The 18,737-nt window shown below is 52.0% G+C and carries 15 protein-coding genes and 1 pseudogene; 10 read left to right on the forward strand and 6 right to left on the reverse strand.

Features of this window, described 5'->3' with window-relative positions:
- Positions 1-5 precede the first annotated feature (5 nt).
- Positions 6-954: pseudogene (locus ACYJL1_RS21445) on the forward strand (IS630 family transposase).
- 212 nt (positions 955-1,166) lie between these two features.
- Here ACYJL1_RS21445 and ACYJL1_RS21450 read toward each other — a convergent pair.
- From ACYJL1_RS21450 to tssH, 3 genes are all read right to left on the reverse strand, one after another.
- Entirely contained in the window at positions 1,167-1,700 is a 534-nt protein-coding gene (locus tag ACYJL1_RS21450) for an OmpA family protein (protein ID WP_460899140.1), read from the reverse strand.
- 201 nt (positions 1,701-1,901) lie between these two features.
- On the reverse strand, positions 1,902-2,378 hold the full coding sequence (locus tag ACYJL1_RS21455; RefSeq protein ID WP_336442259.1) for an Hcp family type VI secretion system effector: 477 nt from the start codon (positions 2,376-2,378) through the stop codon (positions 1,902-1,904).
- A 67-nt stretch (positions 2,379-2,445) separates the two neighbouring features.
- Complete coding sequence (tssH, locus tag ACYJL1_RS21460; protein WP_460899141.1) at positions 2,446-5,103, reverse strand: type VI secretion system ATPase TssH; 2,658 nt, start codon at positions 5,101-5,103, stop codon at positions 2,446-2,448.
- A gap of 283 nt (positions 5,104-5,386) precedes the next feature.
- Here tssH and ACYJL1_RS21465 point away from each other — a divergent pair, with 283 nt between their 5' ends.
- The 8 genes from ACYJL1_RS21465 (at position 5,387) to tssG (ending at position 14,316) form a co-directional block, all read left to right on the forward strand.
- The gene (locus ACYJL1_RS21465; RefSeq protein ID WP_460899142.1) at positions 5,387-6,496 is read left to right on the forward strand and encodes a type VI secretion system protein TssA; all 1,110 of its coding nucleotides are present in this window, start codon (positions 5,387-5,389) and stop codon (positions 6,494-6,496) included.
- 123 nt (positions 6,497-6,619) lie between these two features.
- On the forward strand, positions 6,620-7,141 hold the full coding sequence (tssB, locus tag ACYJL1_RS21470) for a type VI secretion system contractile sheath small subunit (protein ID WP_008129253.1): 522 nt from the start codon (positions 6,620-6,622) through the stop codon (positions 7,139-7,141).
- Complete coding sequence (gene tssC / locus ACYJL1_RS21475) at positions 7,142-8,623, forward strand: type VI secretion system contractile sheath large subunit (RefSeq protein WP_460899143.1); 1,482 nt, start codon at positions 7,142-7,144, stop codon at positions 8,621-8,623.
- A gap of 148 nt (positions 8,624-8,771) precedes the next feature.
- On the forward strand, positions 8,772-10,214 hold the full coding sequence (tssC, locus tag ACYJL1_RS21480; RefSeq protein WP_460899144.1) for a type VI secretion system contractile sheath large subunit: 1,443 nt from the start codon (positions 8,772-8,774) through the stop codon (positions 10,212-10,214).
- Positions 10,214-11,026 carry a type VI secretion system accessory protein TagJ gene (locus ACYJL1_RS21485; RefSeq protein ID WP_460899145.1) on the forward strand — a complete coding sequence of 271 codons (813 nt, stop codon included), beginning with the start codon at positions 10,214-10,216 and terminating at the stop codon, positions 11,024-11,026. Before tssC (ACYJL1_RS21480) ends, ACYJL1_RS21485 begins: the two co-directional genes overlap by 1 nt.
- A gap of 2 nt (positions 11,027-11,028) precedes the next feature.
- Positions 11,029-11,520: a type VI secretion system baseplate subunit TssE gene (gene tssE, locus ACYJL1_RS21490; RefSeq protein ID WP_460899146.1), complete on the forward strand. Its 492-nt coding sequence runs from the start codon at positions 11,029-11,031 to the stop codon at positions 11,518-11,520.
- Positions 11,513-13,315 (forward strand): type VI secretion system baseplate subunit TssF, encoded by a 1,803-nt coding sequence (gene tssF / locus ACYJL1_RS21495; protein WP_460899147.1) that lies wholly within the window; start codon positions 11,513-11,515, stop codon positions 13,313-13,315. The genes tssE and tssF overlap by 8 nt, the downstream gene beginning before the upstream one ends.
- 143 nt (positions 13,316-13,458) lie before the next feature.
- Positions 13,459-14,316 (forward strand): type VI secretion system baseplate subunit TssG, encoded by an 858-nt coding sequence (gene tssG, locus ACYJL1_RS21500; protein ID WP_460899148.1) that lies wholly within the window; start codon positions 13,459-13,461, stop codon positions 14,314-14,316.
- Here tssG and ACYJL1_RS21505 read toward each other — a convergent pair.
- From ACYJL1_RS21505 to ACYJL1_RS21515, 3 genes are read right to left on the reverse strand one after another with little or no spacing between them, the layout of a single operon-like run.
- Positions 14,313-16,193 (reverse strand): serine/threonine protein kinase, encoded by a 1,881-nt coding sequence (locus ACYJL1_RS21505; RefSeq protein WP_460899149.1) that lies wholly within the window; start codon positions 16,191-16,193, stop codon positions 14,313-14,315. The genes tssG and ACYJL1_RS21505 overlap by 4 nt on opposite strands.
- Positions 16,190-16,972, reverse strand: coding sequence for a PP2C family protein-serine/threonine phosphatase (locus ACYJL1_RS21510; RefSeq protein ID WP_460899150.1), 783 nt, complete (start codon positions 16,970-16,972; stop codon positions 16,190-16,192). The genes ACYJL1_RS21505 and ACYJL1_RS21510 overlap by 4 nt, the downstream gene beginning before the upstream one ends.
- A gap of 40 nt (positions 16,973-17,012) precedes the next feature.
- Positions 17,013-17,435 carry a DUF1036 domain-containing protein gene (locus ACYJL1_RS21515; protein WP_460899151.1) on the reverse strand — a complete coding sequence of 141 codons (423 nt, stop codon included), beginning with the start codon at positions 17,433-17,435 and terminating at the stop codon, positions 17,013-17,015.
- Positions 17,436-17,579: 144 nt separating this feature from the next.
- Between ACYJL1_RS21515 and tagH the strand changes: the two genes are divergently transcribed.
- The gene (tagH, locus tag ACYJL1_RS21520; RefSeq protein ID WP_460899152.1) at positions 17,580-18,686 is read left to right on the forward strand and encodes a type VI secretion system-associated FHA domain protein TagH; all 1,107 of its coding nucleotides are present in this window, start codon (positions 17,580-17,582) and stop codon (positions 18,684-18,686) included.
- Positions 18,687-18,737: the final 51 nt, after the last annotated feature.

The raw sequence follows: 18,737 nt of genomic DNA on the forward strand, positions 1-18,737 counted from the left end.
GTGTCATGGGTGTATGTCGATCAGAGGATTTGCGGCTTCGTGTTGTTGAGGCGGTTGCAGCAGGCAGTTCTCGCCGAGCGGCGGCACAGCGATTTGCGGTGAGCGTGAGTTCCGCGATCCGCTGGAGCGCACGTGCAGCCAGCGAGGGCGCTCCGCGTGCCCGCAAGCAAGGCCGACCAGCAGGCAAAGGTCCTTTGGCGGATCATCTGGATTATCTGGTTGGGGTGGTTGAAGCCACACCGGATATCACCATACCGGAACTGGCGGCACGGTTGCAGGCTGACCGGAACGTTGTTGCGGCCAACGCATCGCTCTCCAAACTGCTCTGCCGCGCCGGGTTCACATATAAAAAACAGCTGATGGCATCGGAATGCGCACGCGCTGATGTTGCCGAGCGACGCAGGGTTTGGATCAACCGCAGGCAGCCGCGGATGCGGCGGCAACCATACCGACTGGTGTTCATTGACGAAACTTCCGTCAACACCAAGATGACCCGTCCAAGAGGGCGGGCGAAGAAAGGCAAGCGCCTCAAGGCCAGTGCTCCGTTCGGCAAGTGGAGAACCCAGACATTCATTGCTGGCTTGCGCGCTGACCGCCCCTTGGGTGATCCCAGGTGCAATGGATCGGGAGGCCTTCAATATCTACATCGAAACGCAACTGGCTCCGACGCTTGCTCCCGGCGATGTTGTCATTCTTGATAATCTCTCGGTTCATAAGAGCGCCAAGGCCGAAGCAGCTGTCCGTCAACGCGGCGCATGGATGCTCTTCCTACCGCAATATTCGCCCGATTTGAATCCGATCGAAATGGCCTTCTCCAAACTCAAGGCTATCAGGCGCGCAAAAGCTGTCAGAACGATCGATGACCTTTGGAAAGCTATCGGTGATATTTGCACCTTGTTTGACCCAATCGAATGCAGAAACTTCTTCAAAGCTGCGGGATATGGGTACACTTGAAAAGCCGATGCTCTATGTCACCTTATTTGAGATAAGTTGGCCGGATTTGTTTGCAAGACTTGTTGCTGGATACAGTTAAACTGCCAGCGAATCGGGCGCCTTAGACCTCGGGATTTCCAGAGCTAAGCGCAAAGAAAAAGCCGCTGCATCGCAACAACTTTTTCTTTCAGCAATCATTCCAAGCAAGTTCTGCTGAAATAACTTACTGCTGTTTAGCCTTTCGGCAACACGATGCGCGTTTCAACGCGGCGATTTTCAGGTGCAAATGGGTCACTTACGCTCGGATGACGCTTGCCAAATCCTTCTGCTTTCAGGCGCTCAGCTGAAACACCGAGGCCCTCCAGATAAGCCGAAACGGACTGCGCACGGCGCATCGACAAAGTATCATTGTAAATGTCGGTGCCGGTTGCATCGGTATGACCTTCAACCTGGAACGAAGCGACTTTAAGGGCCTTATCGTTCATTGCCTTGGCGAATTCATCCAGTGTTTGCTTGGCTTCGCCGGTCAAACGATCAGAATTAAGCTCGAACGTCACCTTCATGTTCAGCGGTGAAGCGGCTTCATTTACCAGCTGTTTCGCGCACTCTTGCTCAGTACCAACGCAGATCGCGCGAGACCTTCCAAGTTCAGCGGACTTGATGAAATGCTCAACGATGGCTTCTGATTTATATGCAGGATCTGCAAAAGATGGCGCAGCAAAGCTTACCAAAAGTGCCGCCGCCGAAACAGAAAGGAGCAATCGCATAATTATTCCTCTTCATGGGCCTAAGGTTGTAACTAGTTGTATTTAGAATAAATTAACCAAGGCAATTATTCAAGCAAAGGTTTACGCGTAAAAAAACATTCATATCAACGTCATGCGTACCGCTCTCTTATTAGGGATTTTGCCGGCCTGCGGAAAATCTGAAGCGGCCCAAAGGGCCGCCTCGGTCGTCTGAAATTTGGCTTACGCTGCGCGTGTTGTCGCGAGATCGTAAGAAGCAATCAGCGGCGATTGCGGCATGTGATTGTTGTCATATGGTGTGTACTTCACTTCCATTTTGGTGAAGTTCAAACGCAATGTTTCAACCGGACGATCACCGTTGGAATCAACCGAGTAATTTGCAATCAATGTATTGGTCAGAATGTATTCGATGTAAGTATCGCCAGGATTTCCGGTAGTTACCAGATGAATGACAGCCTTTTTGCCCGTGCGGCCAGCACAGGCTTCTTGAAAAAGCTTTGTTGATGACGAGTCGCTAACCTTAGTCAGTATAACTTCGCTAAGTGTCGGCTCAGATGCTTCGCGGTTGGCTGCGGAACCTGCCGATGTGTTCATCTTACGGCCTACATTCCAGTGGATCGCTTCAATATCCATCCAGCGCTTATGCGTTTCATGTGTCGCATCCCCCTGAATTTGGTCGATCTGCAAGTAAATTGGCATTATCTAGCTCCTTTAGTCGGTAGAAATGACGGGGTAATCCCCTCTCCGTGAATTGCCTAAGTAAGAGTTATGGCAATGTATCAACCTTCCTAGCATCCTTATGTGACGGATATTCGGTTAGATCTTTAAGTACTGTTACAGGTTCGATATCAACAATAAATCTCCCCATTCCGTCAATACCTACACGCACAACTTCCGGATGTAAATTTTCCAAATTCAATTCCAGAATACTTCGCGAGAGTTTTGGCAGTAATTCACGGGAGATCGTTGATTCGATTGCGCGCGCTCCTGTTTCGACCGCTTTGGACCGGTCAATCAGCGCCTGTGTCGCCTCGTCTGAGACAATTAGCCTTGCTTTATATGCATCGCGTAGACGTTTACTCACTTTGCCAAGTTGCAACTTGACGATAAGTGCAAGCACCGCTTCATCCAGTGGCTTGTACGGTACGACAGTCACCCGGCCAAGGAATGCGGGTTTAAACTGCCCCAGCAATTCGGGCTGCAGCATATCCACCAACGCCTGACCTTCCGGCATAGTATCGGGGTCTGCCGCAAGTGCCGTTAGTGTATTTGTACCAGTATTGGCAGTCATCAAGATCGTTGTATTCTTGAAATCGATATCGCGGCCTTCGCCATCCTTCAGCATTCCCTTGTCGAACACTTGATAGAAAATGTCCTGCACACCGGGATGAGCCTTATCGATTTCATCAAGCAGAAGCACACCATATGGCCTCTTACGAACAGCCTCCGTCAGAATGCCGCCCTCGCCATATCCGACATAGCCGGGTGGAGAACCCAGCAGAAGCGAGACCTTATGCTCTTCCTTGAACTCCGACATATTGATGATTGTAAGGCTCTGGTCACCACCATAGAGTGTGGAAGCAAGAGCAAGCGCCGTCTCGGTCTTACCCACACCGGAAGTTCCGACCATAAGGAAGACGCCGGGCGGGCGCCTATCATCGCCAAGGCTTGCACGGGCAGTGATCATGGCATCGGAGATTAATGTTATCGCCTGATTTTGACCGACAACCCGTTCCTGCAAACGCGACTCAAGTGACTGAACAGCTTCCACCAGACTGCGAACCAGGCGACCGACGGGAATGCCGGTCCAACGTGCGGTTACGGCTGCAACAGTTTCCCGGTCAACCACACGGTGAATAAGTGCGGAATCACCTTGTAGCGCCCGCAATTCCTTCTCGAGCGATGCAAGCTTTGGTCTGTTTTCAGGTTCTGCAAAACCAGCCTCGACCTCATCGGCATTGGAAACAAGTCTCTTTTCCTGCTCCAAACGTGTCACGAAAGCAGCCGCGCTAGCCTGTAGGCTTGCAAGCTGCTCCTCTATTTCGACGAGCCGCTCACTCGATACCGATGTATCGGGCTCAAGTTCCAAACGTGTCTTTTCGAGATTGAGCAGATCAATTGCTCTGTTTGTATCCTCAATCTGGGCCGGCACCGTTGCGCGGGAAATGGATACCGCTGCGGCTGCCGTATCAATCAGGCTGACAGCTTTGTCAGGCAACTGACGTCCCGGAATATATCGCATGGAGAGTGATACCGCCGCTCTAATGGCTTCATCGCGTATCTTGACCCCATGGTGTTTCTCAAGTGCAGGGACGAGGCTTCGAACCATACGGACCGCTGTTTCTTCGTCCGGCTCATCGACTTTGACCACCTGGAATCGCCGCGTTAAAGCCGCATCGCGTTCGAAGTACTTCTTGTATTCGCCCCATGTTGTGGCTGCAACGGTGCGCAGTTCACCACGAGCCAATGCTGGTTTGAGCAGATTTGCAGCATCGCCCTGCCCCGCTTGTCCACCCGCTCCGACCAAGCTGTGTGCCTCGTCGATAAACAGAATTACTGGAACCGGCGAAGCCTTTACATCGTCGATCACACCCTTAAGCCGCCGCTCAAATTCACCTTTTACCCCAGCACCCGCTTGCAGGAGACCAAGATCAAGCGTTAGCAGGCGAATGTCTTTCAACATATCCGGCACATTACCGGCAGCAACCTCAAGCGCAAAAGCTTCAGCAATTGCAGTCTTGCCCACACCTGCTTCACCTACAAGAATTGGATTATTCTGGCGGCGGCGCACAAGAATGTCGATCAACTGACGGAGCTCGGCCTCGCGTCCGACAACAGCGTCGATTTCGCCATTGTGCGCCTGTTCGATCAAATCGATCGTGAATGCCGACAAGAATTCTTCATCACCGCCCGGTGTCGGCGCGATATTTGACGATTGATCTCTCGCCGAAACTACGGGCTCGCTACCGCGCTCCTCGATCTGACGCTCCAGTTCGCCCAGCCTGATATCGCGAGCAGAAGGCACAGCGCTTATCGTCGTCGCACGCAAGGTGCTATCGGCAAGCAAGGTATGGAGAAGATCGAGAACCCCGACACTCAAGCGTCCGCTTTGCAACGACGCACCAATCCATGCTTCTCGAATGACATCGATAATGCTGGTGGATATTGCCGGCGCAGAGCTACTGTCCCGCGGATAGCGCTCCAGTGCGCGATATGCTTCGGCTTCGATCGAAGCGAGATCGCCGCCACTGCGTTGAATAATCTCACGAAAACGTTCGCTTTTATCATTCAATGCAAGCAGCCAATGCTCGATTTCAACGCTGAAATGATTATTCCTGACCGCGATGGCAACGGCTTCTTCAAGGGCCACGACTACTTCCCCGTCCAGTTTTTGAACGAGCCGTCTCAGATCCAGTTTTGGCATGAAATAAAACCTGCTCCTGCTATTGCCACGCGTACATTAGGAAAATCTCGAATGAAAAATCAATCGACAAAAACAAGCATTGTTAATGTTGCCATAGGCTAGAACAGTGATCCTGATGAAAACGTTGCATAATGGCAGTGCTTTTATTTGCGAGGCAGAAAAGACACACGAGGTTCACCATAATGATTCAACATAACGCAACTGCGTAACAATGTTCCATTTGACATATTCTTCGCATAAGGTTCAAAACGGCGTCTTAGTTTTGTGTATTTGGGTATTGCGAATGAATAACTATGAAATTCTCGGTGTCGCATTTACCGGGGAAAACCCCTGCGGCGTTAACCTTCGAATCGATAGTAAACTCGTTTCTGTTTATCAGGCGATCCGGGATGCTCGTTCAAATGCACGTTCCGAAGATCGCACCATAGAAAACCCAGCCATTATAAGTCAGGATGATGACCGTAATTCCGTTGCCTCGGAATCGTTCGTTCACCGGCCTTCGGTGCATTGGCGCACCGTACACGACCTGTCCTTCGACACCCTGTCTCTGCACACTAAAGACATCGAAATATTCTGCTGGTTGATGGAGGCTGCAGTTCGTGTGGAAGGTATTCAGGCACTGACCGAAATTCTGGCGGCTTTCGATAAGATGGTGCTCAACCATTTTGCCCAGCTGCACTCGATTGATGATGAAGATTTGGCCGATAAACTCGCGCCGTTGACCGGGCTGAACGGCAGTCAGGATGATGGCACGCTTGTGCGTCCCCTGCGTCTCGTATCTATGCTTCCTAATGAAATCTATGGGCGTTTCAGCCTTTGGTCATATGATCAGGCATTCCGCGACCTCTCCGGCCCACAATGGGCCGAGTTTCGTGATGCTTTAGAACATGTTGATGGCCATGCATTCGGCCGCATGAAAAATGATGCAAGCAGGGCGCTTACGATCCTCGCATCGATCGACGAACATCTGACGGAAGAAAGCAATGGCGATGCCGGCGCTTTTTCTGTCTCGCGAATTCAGGCCGTACTGGAATCAATAAGTGGAGCTTACAGCGAAATGGAAAAACTGGTTGCGCGCGTTCCTCAAACTCCGGTGCAATCAGATGTGTCTGCCGAAACGCAAAATCCAGGTCAGGCAGCAACTGCTCCGATTGCCGTGAAACCCGCCGGACCTATCCAGAACCGAGAACAAGCCTTCGACCAATTGCTGCAGATTGCCAATTTCTTTCGGGCAACCGAACCGAACTCGTCACTGCCATTTGCCTTGGAGACGCTCGTTCGTCGCGGGCGGATGGATTTCGTCCGGCTGCTAGAAGAATTGATACCGCATGATGAACTACGCCGCGATGTCATGATCCGGGCAGGAATCGACCCCGTCAATCGGCGGGAGTGAAGCCAATAATGGGGTTGCGCTACAACCGCTAGTAACCCTCAGTTGAGAAAATAGTTGCTAACTACAAAGGGTTTGCAATAATCCCCCCACTTCTTAGAAGCACATATAGGCAGGAGGCATCAATTGGCCAGCGTTCACGACAAACTCGAAAGAGTCCGCAAGCCGAGGGTACACATCAAGTACGAGGTTGAAACCGAAGGTGCGGTTGTCGAGAAGGAACTGCCTTTCGTGGTGGGCGTTCTCGGCGATTTTTCCGGCAATCCGACAGACCCGCTGAAGCCATTCGGCGAGCGCAAATTTGTCCAGATAGATCGGGACAATTTCGACGACGTCATGCGCCGCATGACACCGGGACTGAACATCCGCGTAGAGAACACCCTTGAAGGCAAAGGCCGCGAAATGGCTGTCGCACTCAAATTCGAGAAGCTTGAAGATTTTGAGCCAGGTTCCATTGTTGAGCAGGTTCCTGCCCTCAAATCTCTGCTCGAAGCGCGCAACCAGCTACGTGATCTTTTGACGAAGGCCGATCGCTCTGAAAACCTTGAAGTGCTCCTCGAGCGCATCCTGCAGAACCAGACAGATCTGAAAAAGCTTGCCGCTGAACTCGACGAACGCAATCCCGGCAGCGAAAAAGGGACGAAATAAATGGCGACCTCAAAGAGCGCATCGCAAGGCACTACGACGACCGTCGTCAAGGAGAGCCTGCTCGACGAAGCAATCTCCGCTACCAAACAAACGTCTGCTGACCGCACTGAACAATTGCTGCGCACACTGACCAGCGAAGCACTGAAGGGAACGGTTTCCTACAACCGCAACCTTTCCGTCACCATCAACAATGCGATCAAGAAGATCGACGAACTGCTATCCACGCAGGTCGCCGAGATTATGCATAATGAGGACTTTCGTAAGCTGGAAGGCAGTTGGCGCGGTCTGCGCTATCTCGTTTACAACAGCGAAACGAGTGCAAATCTCAAAATCCGTGTGCTCAATGTCAGCAAACGCGAACTTTCCCGCGATCTGTCGAAGGCTGTTGAATTCGATCAGAGCAAGATCTTCAAAACGATCTATGAAAGTGAGTTCGGTATCGCTGGTGGTGAGCCCTTCGGCGCATTGATCGGTGATTACGAGTTTGGAAATTCGTTTGAAGACATCGAAGCACTACAGAACATGAGTTCAGTGGCTGCTGCTGCCTTCGCTCCATTCATCGCGGCAGCAGGCCCGACGCTTTTCGGGTTTGATGACTTTACCGAACTGTCAAAGCCCCGCGATCTGGAAAAAATCTTTCAGACCAAGGAATATATCAAGTGGCGCTCATTCCGCGAGAGCAGCGATTCACGCTTCGTGACATTGACCATGCCACGTGTTTTGACACGACTGCCTTTCGGCCCGGAAACGTTGACAATCGACGAGTTCGATTACAACGAAGCCATCAAAGTCGGCGACAAGGAAATGGACCACAATAATTACTGCTGGTCCAACGCATCATATATCCTCGGTTCACGCCTCACCGATGCATTCGCCAAAAATGGCTGGTGCACGGCAATCCGCGGTGCCGAAAATGGCGGCAAGGTTGAATCCCTGCCGGTTCACATTTTCCAGAGTGATGATGGCGATACCGATACAAAATGCCCGACTGAAATCGGCATTACGGATCGCCGCGATGCGGAACTCGGCAAACTTGGCTTCCTGCCACTCTGCCACTACAAGAACACAGATTATGCCGTGTTCTTCGGTGCACAGACCACGCACAAGCCGGCAAAATATGACCGGCCGGAAGCCACTGAAAACGCCGCAATCTCTGCGCGGTTGCCTTACATGATGGCCACATCTCGCTTTGCGCATTACCTGAAGGTTATCGGGCGCGACAAGATCGGTTCCTTCATGGAAGCTGAAGATTGCCAAGCCTGGCTTAATCGCTGGATCAACAATTACGTCAACGCCAACGATGATGCCGGGCCTGAAAATCGCGCCGCATATCCGCTACGCGATGCACGTGTAGAGGTTAAGGCAGTGGCTGGCAGCCCGGGATCTTACGAAGCCATCGCCTGGCTTCGCCCTTGGCTGCAAATGGAAGAACTGACAACATCCTTGCGGATGGTTGCACGCATTCCGAAGGCACGAAACTAAGCCTGTACCCATACTCCGGCATCAGGCAAACAATTGTTGTTGTACCGACCGCCTCGCACAAAAGAACCAAAGGGTTTATACCTTTATTCCAATGTGTTAGGCGGTCTTTCTTCCGATACTACTTTCGGATTTCAGGAGTGATGATTTCGTGGCGTCCGAGAGTCTTGCGGCTTCAAAACAATACGAGACCCGTCAGTCCTTTGCAGGGGCTGCAACGTCAACACCACATGCGGATTCTGATACCCGCTATCAGATTGACTGCTTGATCGACGCCATTGATGATAGCCTTGCGAAACAGGTCAATCGCATTATTCACCACCCTGAATTTCAGCGGCTTGAGGCAGTCTGGCGAAATCTCCTGCGTCTCGTATGGATGCCGGTAAGCACCAGCCCGGTTCAGATTCGGATATTCTCGGCAAAATGGAAAGAGATCGCACGGGATATCGAGCGCTCCGCGGATTTTGACCAAAGCCGCCTGTTCGAACTGATTTACTCACAAGAGTTCGATATGCCCGGTGGCCAACCCTATGGTCTGCTCGTAGGCGACTACACCATTGCCGATGGCATAAATCCTGTTACCAAAACCAATGACCTATCAATCATTGAGAGCGTGGCGAGTATTGCGGCGGCGGCTTTCTCGCCGTTCATTTGCGCTGCTCATCCGTCCCTTTTCGAAATGGAGAGTTACACTGATCTTGATCGCGTGCCGGACCTGACATTTCTCCTCAAACCAAACCGTGCTCCACGATGGAACAGGTTGCGGCAGGCGGCGGATACGCGTTTTCTTGGATTGGCCCTGCCCCGTATTCTTGTCCGCAGTCCCTACAAGAGTAATGATATCAGCCGTAAGGATGGCTTTCGCTTCCGCGAGGAAATTGACGCAAAGGGGGATAATCTCCTTTGGGGCAATCCGGCGTTTGCCTTCGCCTTCGTCGTATTGCGTGAATATGCCTCCTCGGGATGGTTTGCAGATTTGCGCGGTGTTCGTGAAGACGAACAAAGTGGCGGCTTGGTGGATATGCTGCCGCATCTGGCATTTTCAACGGATCGTCACGATTTTGCCGCGCAACCACCAGTCGAACAAAGGCTGAATCCGGCGCAAGAGCAGATACTGAGCGAGGCAGGGTTCATGCCACTTGCGACAGTCCCTTATACGCCCAATCTCGTATTCAATTCCAATCAGTCGGTTCATCGGACAGCCCGGTACGATTCAGATATTGCCAACCGCAATGCGCGTATCGCGTCAATGTTGCAATATGTACTGTGTGCCTGCCGCTTCGCGCACTACCTAAAAATGATCATGCGCGAGAACGTCGGCCAGATTGCAACCTCCAACAGCTTGCGGGATACGCTGGAAAAATGGCTTTCCACCTATTGCATCGGTAATGACGATGCGAACGCAACAATGAAGGCTCGCCACCCGCTTCGGTCAGCTTCCGTGGAAGTGCGCGAAATTCCCGGGCGACCGGGTGTCTATGGTTGCGTTATGCGCTTGCAACCGCATTTTCAGCTGGATGATGTTACTGCGAGTTTCCAGCTGCTCGCCGATATGAACAGCAAATCAGAACAGTCCAGCAGAGGTAAAGTATAATGACGGGTCAAACAAATAGCGTTTCTGCCCTTATTGATGCGGGAGATCTGCGTGGAGCGGTCGACGCTGGGCTAGCCGCGGTAAAGCAAAATCCGACAGATGCTTTAGCGCGCCGTTTGCTGATTGATCTGTTGATCGTGAGTGGTGATTTCGAGCGCGCCGACAAGCAAGCCGCAATATTGTCAAACACAGTGCCGGATCTGGCACTTGGCCTTACAATGCTTCGCGGACGTCTTCGCGCTGCAGATGCTCGCGCCGCATGGTTTGAAACAGGAGCAGTGCCAGCTTTTCCCGAAGGCCCGAGCGAGCGCGATCAACTTGCGATGAAAAATGCGCTTGTGCTGGATAAGAAGACGAGCGGAAAAAACGGCGAAGCGCCGGAATCCTTTCCCGAAAACGTTTTTGTGGGTTCTGTCAAAATTGACGGCCGTACGGTGAACGCATTTCGCGATCTTGATGACCGTATTCCGCACGCTATCGAAATTTTCCACACCAACGGCACCTATATGTGGATAGACTTTAACCGGATTGGCCGATTGGATTTTCATCCGATCCAGAGTGTGCGTGATCTCACCTGGCGTAACGCATTGTTGACGCTTCGCGATGAGTCTCAATCCGAAGTTGTGATGCCGGCAACCTATTTTTCCCGCGACGCGGATGATGCCATGAAACTCGGCCGCGAAACCTATTGGGTTGAAGCTGGCAGCGGGCTTTATGCGGGCAAGGGACAAAAATGCTTGCTTGCCGATGATGATGTACTGGGAATTCTCGACATTGGTTCGATAGAATTCATTCCGGCGGTGGCAAGTTAGACATGGCAGCAAGCAGCAGGATATCTTTTGAATCTGTGCTTGATCGTCTGATGGATCATGATCCTGATATGATGGCCGATCAGCCCACATCGCCCCGGCAGAAGATCAATAATATCCGTGAAAGTGTGCGCAAGGACATAGAAGCACTTCTGAACGCGCAGCAATGGCCCCATTCCATCGAAAAGGAATTTGAAGAACTGCACACAAGCCTTTTGAGATTTGGCACTGCCGGTTTTCATGGTTTGATGCTGGCGACGACCGAACAACGATTGCGTCTCGCAGAAGCTATCAGGCAAGTGATCGTGGCATTCGACCCTCGCCTTTCTCACGTTCAGGTTGGGCTTGGCAGAAATCGTAACGATCAGGATCGTGTGCTGGACTTGCGCATCGAAGCAGAGATGCTGTTTCCGGATGGTATAGAACCAATCGTTTTCGATACCTCACTGGACCCGACGACCCGGCATTTCATGATTGGCGGCGCTCATCATGGCTAACCGTTTTCTTGCCTGGTACAATCGGGAGCTTGGAGCACTACGCAAGCGTGCGTCGGTTTTCGCTCACCAGCATCCCAAGGTTGCCGGGCGTCTGCGCCTTACTCCGGAAGCTGTCGACGATCCGCACGTTGAACGATTGATACAAGGTTTTGCCTATAGCGCAGCGCGGGTCCGGCAGAAGCTGGATGACGATTTTCCTGAACTTACGGAAACGCTACTGGAATCGCTTTATCCGCACTATCTGGCGCAAATACCGTCAATGTCCATTCTCAAATTCAATCCTTCGGATCAACAGGATGAAACGATTGATCTGCCACGGGGCATGATTGTCGATTCAGAACCGGTTCGCGGTGATACTTGCCGGTTCACGACAACACAATCCTTGGCGTTAAGCCCGATCACTCTGACTGACTGCAAGCTGGCCCAACCGCCTTATGTGGCACCGCCAGTGCCTGACTTGACGCCAATGTCATGCCTCTCCTTCAGTGTCAAGACAACCGGCCCCGTTACAACCATCGCTGAACTTGATCTCGACGCTTTGACGTTCTTCATCAAAGCACCATTCATAACCGGTGCTGCGCTATACGAACTTCTTTTTAATCATACGTTGGGTATTGCGATTGGACGGCACAGGGAGGACAAGGCTGCGCTTCGCCTCCCGCCAAATGCGCTGAAACCGCTTGGTTTCGAGCATGACAGGCGTATGTTGCCATATTCCAACAGAAGCTTCCCCGGCTTTCGTCTTCTCGCCGAATTCTTCGCGCTGCCGGAAAAGTTCCTGTTCTTTGAGCTGAAGGGACTGAAGTCCTTTTTGTGGGGAATTAAAGGCAATGAGTTTCATATTTTCTTCTATCTCGACACGCCAGCCAACGCTTTGGCGAAAGCCGTGGACCTGACGAGCTTTGATTTGCATTGCACGCCGGTCATCAACCTGTTTGAGCAGCGTGCTGAGCCGATCTCGGTGAACCACACCCAGAATGAATATGATCTGCTCCCAGATGCCCGCTATAACTCCACACGGGAAATCTACGCTATTGAGCGGGTCGATATTTCCGACCAGAAGGGCAACCGCAAAGAGGTGCCACCGTTCTTTGGCAGGAAAAAGCAGTCCAATGAAGAAAATGCCGACATGTTCTGGCAGTACAAGCGCGAGATTGATGACGACAGCAAATCGTTCAAGGCAAAGATTCGCTTTGTTGATATGAACCTTGACCCCACGACACCGGAAGATCATCTGGTGGCCTCTATTGACGCCTTGTGCCTCAATCGTGGCCTGCCGGAGTTGTTGCCTTTTGGTGGCGGACAACCTTATTTCAGCGCTCAAGCCAAGGTTGGAGAGATCGGAAAGATCAATTGTCTCCTTCCCCCGACACATACGCACCGTTTCGAATCTGAAGGCGAGTCCTACTGGAAACTCATCTCGCATCTCTCGTTGAACCACCTGCCGCTGACCAGTGGCGACCCGGAAATACTCAAGAGCATGCTCCGGCTTTACGATTTCCGGCGCTCACCGGAAATGCGATCAATGATTGAAGCCATTGCATCGGTCACCAGCCGCAAAGCGACTGCACGGCTGAGTGACGGAACGATTGCCAGTGGTGTTGATGTCACAGTGGAATTTACCGATGCCTTGATGGACCGCGGCCAAGCCTACCTGTTTGGATCGGTGCTTTCGCACTTCTTCGGCCTATATGCTTCCATCAATACATTTTCGCGCCTTACGATACGGCTCAGTGGACTTGCCCTGCCCGTCGTGCGATTCCCGCCACGTACAGCCGAAGAGGTATTGCTTTGAGTGAGGTATCTCCAAGCTCTCTGATTGATCGTCTCAAGGCTGAGCCGCACCTTTTTGATCCCGACGCTGCACAATTATTGTTGGAGCTGGCAGGCGATAAAGCCACATCCACAATCCTGACATCCCACGCGACGAACAATCACATGGCCACCGCTCTCTCCTCTACAGAAAACAGAGGAGAGAAAGTCAGTATCCACGCCAATTATATTGGATTTGTCGGTCCCGTATCGGCATTACCCGCCGTCTATACCGATCGTGCACTTGATGAGAAGCGACTACGAAGCTCAAGCTATTTTGACTTCCTGGAGATTTTTGCTGCAGAGTTGCGCGAGTTGTTCTTCGCAAGTTCGCGAAAGTACCGGCTGTCCAGCCTCATTCAGCTATTTGGAATCGGCCCGAAGAACAAGGTGACTCGAAGCATATATGCGCTTTTGGGTCTCGCTTCTCCAAAACTCGTTGATCAACTGGTCATAGCCCCAGAGGTCCCGCTCTACTTCTCCGGTTTTTTCGCCAATCAACGCCGGACCGCTGCAAACCTAAGACTCATGCTCGCGGAGTTTCTTGGATATGAAGTGACCGTGCACCAATTTCAGAAACGCTGGCTGCCAGTTGATATCTCGGAGCAAACACAACTCGGCAGCGGCTCCCGGGAAAACGCATTGCTAGGCGTAACGGCTATTGCTGGTTCGTCTTATGCCGACCGTAGAAGCGCCATCAGGGTTTCGATCGGCCCCCTTCGCTACGGGGAATATCTGTCACTGATGCCCGCCCAGAAAAAATTTGCCGAATTGACTGAGCTCATACGACTCTATTGCGGGCCATCGTTGTCATTCGAAATCCAGTTAATCCTGGCAAAAGAGGATATCCCCGAATCTCGCCTGCAGGGCGGTTCACCCGTCGGCCGGCTTGGCTGGGATCTTTGGGTGCGGCATGCCCCAGCCCCAAACAATAGCGCTGATGCGGTTTTTGACCCGGATAAAGTTGCCCAGACTGCAAATTAGCCCTGCTGCCGGAAGTATTTCACCGTAACGACAGGTTTGATTTTCATTTGTTGGGAGGCAGCTGCCAGCACTTTGAAAACATCCTTTCCAACCTTTATGTCGAGCTTTTCGTCCGACTGGATAGCGATGAGCATATAAGGTGTAGAGACCTGCTTGGCGGGTGCGGCTAATTTGAGATTAATCGCCACCTCTCCATCGTCACCGCGCTTTGTTTCTACAGGATCAACTTCACCATCATTGCGCACCAGCAAAACATGAAGCTGACCTTTTTCAACACCGCTGACCGTCGCAATCAGTTGTTCGCCTGCACCCAACACTTCGTTCTTCATTGAGATGACTGGTTTGCCAGAGATTGCACCGGTTTCTGCGAGATAAGCGACGGCTTCACATTGAGCGGCAGCAACCTGACGCACGTGGATAGTCGGCTCATATTTGAAAGCGGCGCGAAAGGCTCTCTCCATCTCGTAGAATGGCTCAACACTTGGTGCAAAACCTTCGATATTAATTTTCTCGGGTGCCGTTTTAGCGCTGTTGGCGAAAAAGCATGGACCACCGGAAAACTGTTTAACCCAGTCCTGTTCGCTGAGAGCAACCTGCGGAACGGAATTCGCCGGCTTTTCCGGTTCTGCCATTGGCTCGGGAGGCTTGATCGCGGGCGGTGAGAGCTCTTCAGCCTTTTGTGGAGCAGGCTCAGGTTGAGCTGCCGGTGTTTCCTGCTTCGGAGATCCGGCAGATGGTCGCGGTTGCGGTGCAACTGGCGTCGGCGGCACGATGCCAGTGTCAGCGTTCAATTTGAAATCAGACTTACCGGCAGGCGCTTGTACAGGCTCTTTGGCAGCCGTGAGATAAGATTGAATCAAGGCCTGATTGTTGTACCCGTACCAGCCGAGACCTCCCGCGATGAGCAAAAAAAACACCCGACCCACCCATTTGCCTGCCCCTCCCTGCGATGCAGCATTCTGGGCGGATCCCGCTAATGGAGTGCTGCGTGCCAAACCATCGGAGCGACGCAAAGTGGGTTCTTTGCTGGTAGGGATCATTGGCTTCAGCGCATCAATGATTTCTTCCTTCTTGGGTCTGAGTGAAGGATTGGGTTGAAGCATACGCTGAATGATCGCCCGTGCTGCGGGATGGATCGTTGAAAGATCGGGAATGGATTGCCGTTTACGCACAACATCTGCGTGAGTGCCGCTCATATCGATAGGTTTGCCACCCAGCGCAGCGGCAAAAACCAATCCCAGACTATAAATATCGCTGGGTTCGTGAACCTCGCCACCAAACAGTCCGAGCTGTTCGGGTGAAACATAATTGTACTTTCCGGCGAAGCTTCCGGCCAGCAGCGTTCTGTCTCCGCCAATGCCAAGGCGGGCAATCCCGAAGTCGATCAATTTGGCGCCTTCGACATTGCCACCGGACAAAATGATATTGTCGAGCGAAATGTCGCGGTGGATCACGCCGCGACCATGTGCGATTTTCAAACCCGATGTAATCCTGCTGATCAGTTTGGCTGCCTCGGCCAAACTGAGAGGACGGTCCTTTATCCGCTCATATAATGACGGCCCTTCGACCAATTCCATCGTCAGATAAGCCGTACCCGTAACGCGATCTATAGAGAAAACGTGATAGCGGACAATCGAGTCGTGTCCGAGGGAGTTAAGGATAGATGCTTCCTGCTTGAACAGCGAAATAACGTGTTCATCGCTGGCCAGATGCGGCAGGATCACCTTAATGGCGACTTCATCCAGAGTCTGGATGTTATGCCCTTTATAGACCTCAGACATTCCACCGACTGCTAAAAGCGCGGTAACTTCGTAAATGTCATTCAGCCGCGTTCCCGGCTTGATGCTACCTATGCTTTTACCGGTATTGCCGCTCATGACCGTCTGCCTGTCATTTCATTTCCGAGATACTCAACGATTACAACAGTCACATTATCTGTTCCGCCGCGCTGCAACGCCGTTTCGATCAATAGCTGACAGGCAGGTGCTGGCGGCAAGGATAAAACGATGTCCTGTATATCCGGCGCGGACAAATGTGCAGTCAAACCATCACTACACAGAATGAACGTATCGCCTTCCTTGATCTCACCATTAACAGTCTCGAAATATGGAAGCTCGCGAACGCCAACCGCATGCAGAATAACATTCTTGCGCCCTGCAGCCTTTCCAGCATCATAAGTACCGTTATCGATCATCTGCTGGATTTCGGAATGATCCTTCGTCAGCTGGGTCATTCGGTTTCCCCGATTGAGATAGAGGCGGCTATCGCCCGCCCAGACCGCGGAGAACTGCCCTTCTGCGATAAGCAGCCCGACTACGGTCGACCCCATGAGTCCCAATCCATGTTCGCGAGCCAGATTGCGAATGTCCTCGTTCACCCCGTGCAGTTGTCCAATGAACTCGCTCACCAGATCCACACGTGTGGATGGCTGCTCTATTTTGGTGGCAGCTTGTACGATCATCGAAGCCGCAACGTCGCCATGTGAATGGCCGCCCATCCCGTCGGCCACGAGCCAGATACCATGCGATGGTTTCGCAAGAAATCTGTCCTCGTTTACCGGGCGGATGCGCCCGGTATGTGTAGCGCCGTGGGAATTAAACCACTCGCTCGAGATTGGGGGCTTGCCATCAATGTGCATAAAATATGCTGGCTCCATACTCACTCGGGAAAATCAGTACAAGCATCTGATTTTCCTTTTATGATCCATCTTTTAAGAACAGCGTCCAGTTATCAGATGATTGAGTGTCGACTTCCGTAAACAGTCCTCGCAGATGGTTGCGTTGCCAGCAATCATCCTTTCCGGAGATCTGGAACTTTTTGGTGTCAACGCACAATGTTACGGTCCCTTTAAGAACAGGGCGCCCCTGTACGTCAACAGCATGCACGTAGATATAACGATTGGCGAGTTTCACCTTGATAACATCCGCACAACGATTGGCGGCAATGGCCCACCAGCCTTCCGTGCGCATTTGCCCTTCAACCTGCTCGCCAATAGCCACATTGGCTATATCGGACGTCTGGTTGCAAACGGTAAACGCAGCCGATGCGGGCATTACCGAAGCCAGCAGCAAAAACGCAGCGCCCAGCACAAGTGGGGCTATAGGGTTTCGAAGTATCAAATGCTGCTTTCCCGTTTCAACCTTGCGACTTTATCAAATATGACCGACCTTGCTGATTATCTATCATCCAAATCCACTATAGTCTTGGTACTCAACACTTTATTTGAATAGGCTATAGGTGGATGGGGTCAGACGGAGAAGCAGATGCGATTGGTGCTAAGACTGGAGAACCGTTCTCTGCATGGTGACGATGTCATACCGGAATATGTATCTGACGAGCGTAGCTTCACCATTGGCCGTGCTGAAGACGCTGATTGGACATTGCCTGACAGGAGCCGTTTCGTTTCAACCACACATTGCAGAGTTGACTGTGAGGAGGACTCTTACTGGGCTGAAGATCTTTCAGTAAATGGCCTTTTGATCAATGGCGAGGAACTGCAGAAAAGCGCGCGGCGCATTCTTTCTGCGGGTGACCTTATCGAGATCGGCCCTTATCAATTACGGGTCTTCTTCGAAAGTTCCGCAAAGGCTGCTCAACCCTCGGATTTTGAGCAAACGGTCGTCATGGCATTGAATGCCGATGGAGGGGTGCGTGAGATGGAGGATCGCACGATGTTCCTCGGAGTTGATCAGCTTGCGTCGCTACAGAACCTTAAACCAGCACCAATAGCTGCTGATGAGCCTCTACCGGCCATCGTCAAACCTCGGCCTGGTGCATCCCATACCGGCGGATCGCGTGAGCGCTTCATAGAGCATTTTGCTCGTGGCGCAGGGCTCGACCCGGAAACTCTGGCCGGGCGTCAAGATGACGAGTTTGCCGAGAAACTCGGACAGATATTCCGCACAGTTGTACCAGGATTAACGCAATTGCTGGCTGCTCGAGCAGAAATGCGCGCTCTCATCCGCAGCACCAGACAAACGGTGCTGAAAACGAACAATAATAATCCGATGAAGTTCATCCCTGAGGTATCTACCGCTTTGGCTGCACTGTTTGGTGCAAACAAACTCGAATATCTCGATGCCGGCAACAGTTTCTCTGAAACGGTCGAGGAGTTGAAACAGCACGAACAGGCGGTATTTCAAGCGATGCAAACGGCTTTGTTTCGTCTCCTGAACGAACTGTCCCCCGATGCGATCGAAGCTTCGACTCCAAGCTCCCTGCTTTCGGGCAAGGGTGCTTATTGGGCGCGTTACGTCAAAGCATGGCGTGAACGCAACGAACCGCATGAAAATGGCATTCTGGACGTTTTTCTTCATTACTTCGGCGAAGCGTACGATGAAAAGATCGGTCGCGAGCCATCTGGCGAATAGTCACGGTCAGCCGGGGACTTTGGAGAGAATATCGTCAATTGCCGAGCTGTA

It is taken from the genome of Phyllobacterium sp. K27 (assembly GCF_054796155.1).

Excerpts from the sequence above, each read along its gene's own strand:
- tssC (WP_460899143.1), top strand. The coding sequence starts at position 7,142 with ATGGCGACCTCAAAGAGCGCATCGCAAGGCACTACGACGACCGTCGTC.
- tssH (WP_460899141.1), bottom strand. The coding sequence starts at position 5,103 with ATGCCAAAACTGGATCTGAGACGGCTCGTTCAAAAACTGGACGGGGAA.
- ACYJL1_RS21450 (WP_460899140.1), bottom strand. The coding sequence starts at position 1,700 with ATGCGATTGCTCCTTTCTGTTTCGGCGGCGGCACTTTTGGTAAGCTTT.
- tssF (WP_460899147.1), top strand. The coding sequence starts at position 11,513 with ATGGCTAACCGTTTTCTTGCCTGGTACAATCGGGAGCTTGGAGCACTA.
- tssG (WP_460899148.1), top strand. The coding sequence starts at position 13,459 with ATGGCCACCGCTCTCTCCTCTACAGAAAACAGAGGAGAGAAAGTCAGT.
- ACYJL1_RS21465 (WP_460899142.1), top strand. The coding sequence starts at position 5,387 with ATGAATAACTATGAAATTCTCGGTGTCGCATTTACCGGGGAAAACCCC.
- ACYJL1_RS21455 (WP_336442259.1), bottom strand. The coding sequence starts at position 2,378 with ATGCCAATTTACTTGCAGATCGACCAAATTCAGGGGGATGCGACACAT.
- tagH (WP_460899152.1), top strand. The coding sequence starts at position 17,580 with ATGCGATTGGTGCTAAGACTGGAGAACCGTTCTCTGCATGGTGACGAT.
- ACYJL1_RS21510 (WP_460899150.1), bottom strand. The coding sequence starts at position 16,972 with ATGGAGCCAGCATATTTTATGCACATTGATGGCAAGCCCCCAATCTCG.
- ACYJL1_RS21485 (WP_460899145.1), top strand. The coding sequence starts at position 10,214 with ATGACGGGTCAAACAAATAGCGTTTCTGCCCTTATTGATGCGGGAGAT.
- ACYJL1_RS21505 (WP_460899149.1), bottom strand. The coding sequence starts at position 16,193 with ATGAGCGGCAATACCGGTAAAAGCATAGGTAGCATCAAGCCGGGAACG.
- tssE (WP_460899146.1), top strand. The coding sequence starts at position 11,029 with ATGGCAGCAAGCAGCAGGATATCTTTTGAATCTGTGCTTGATCGTCTG.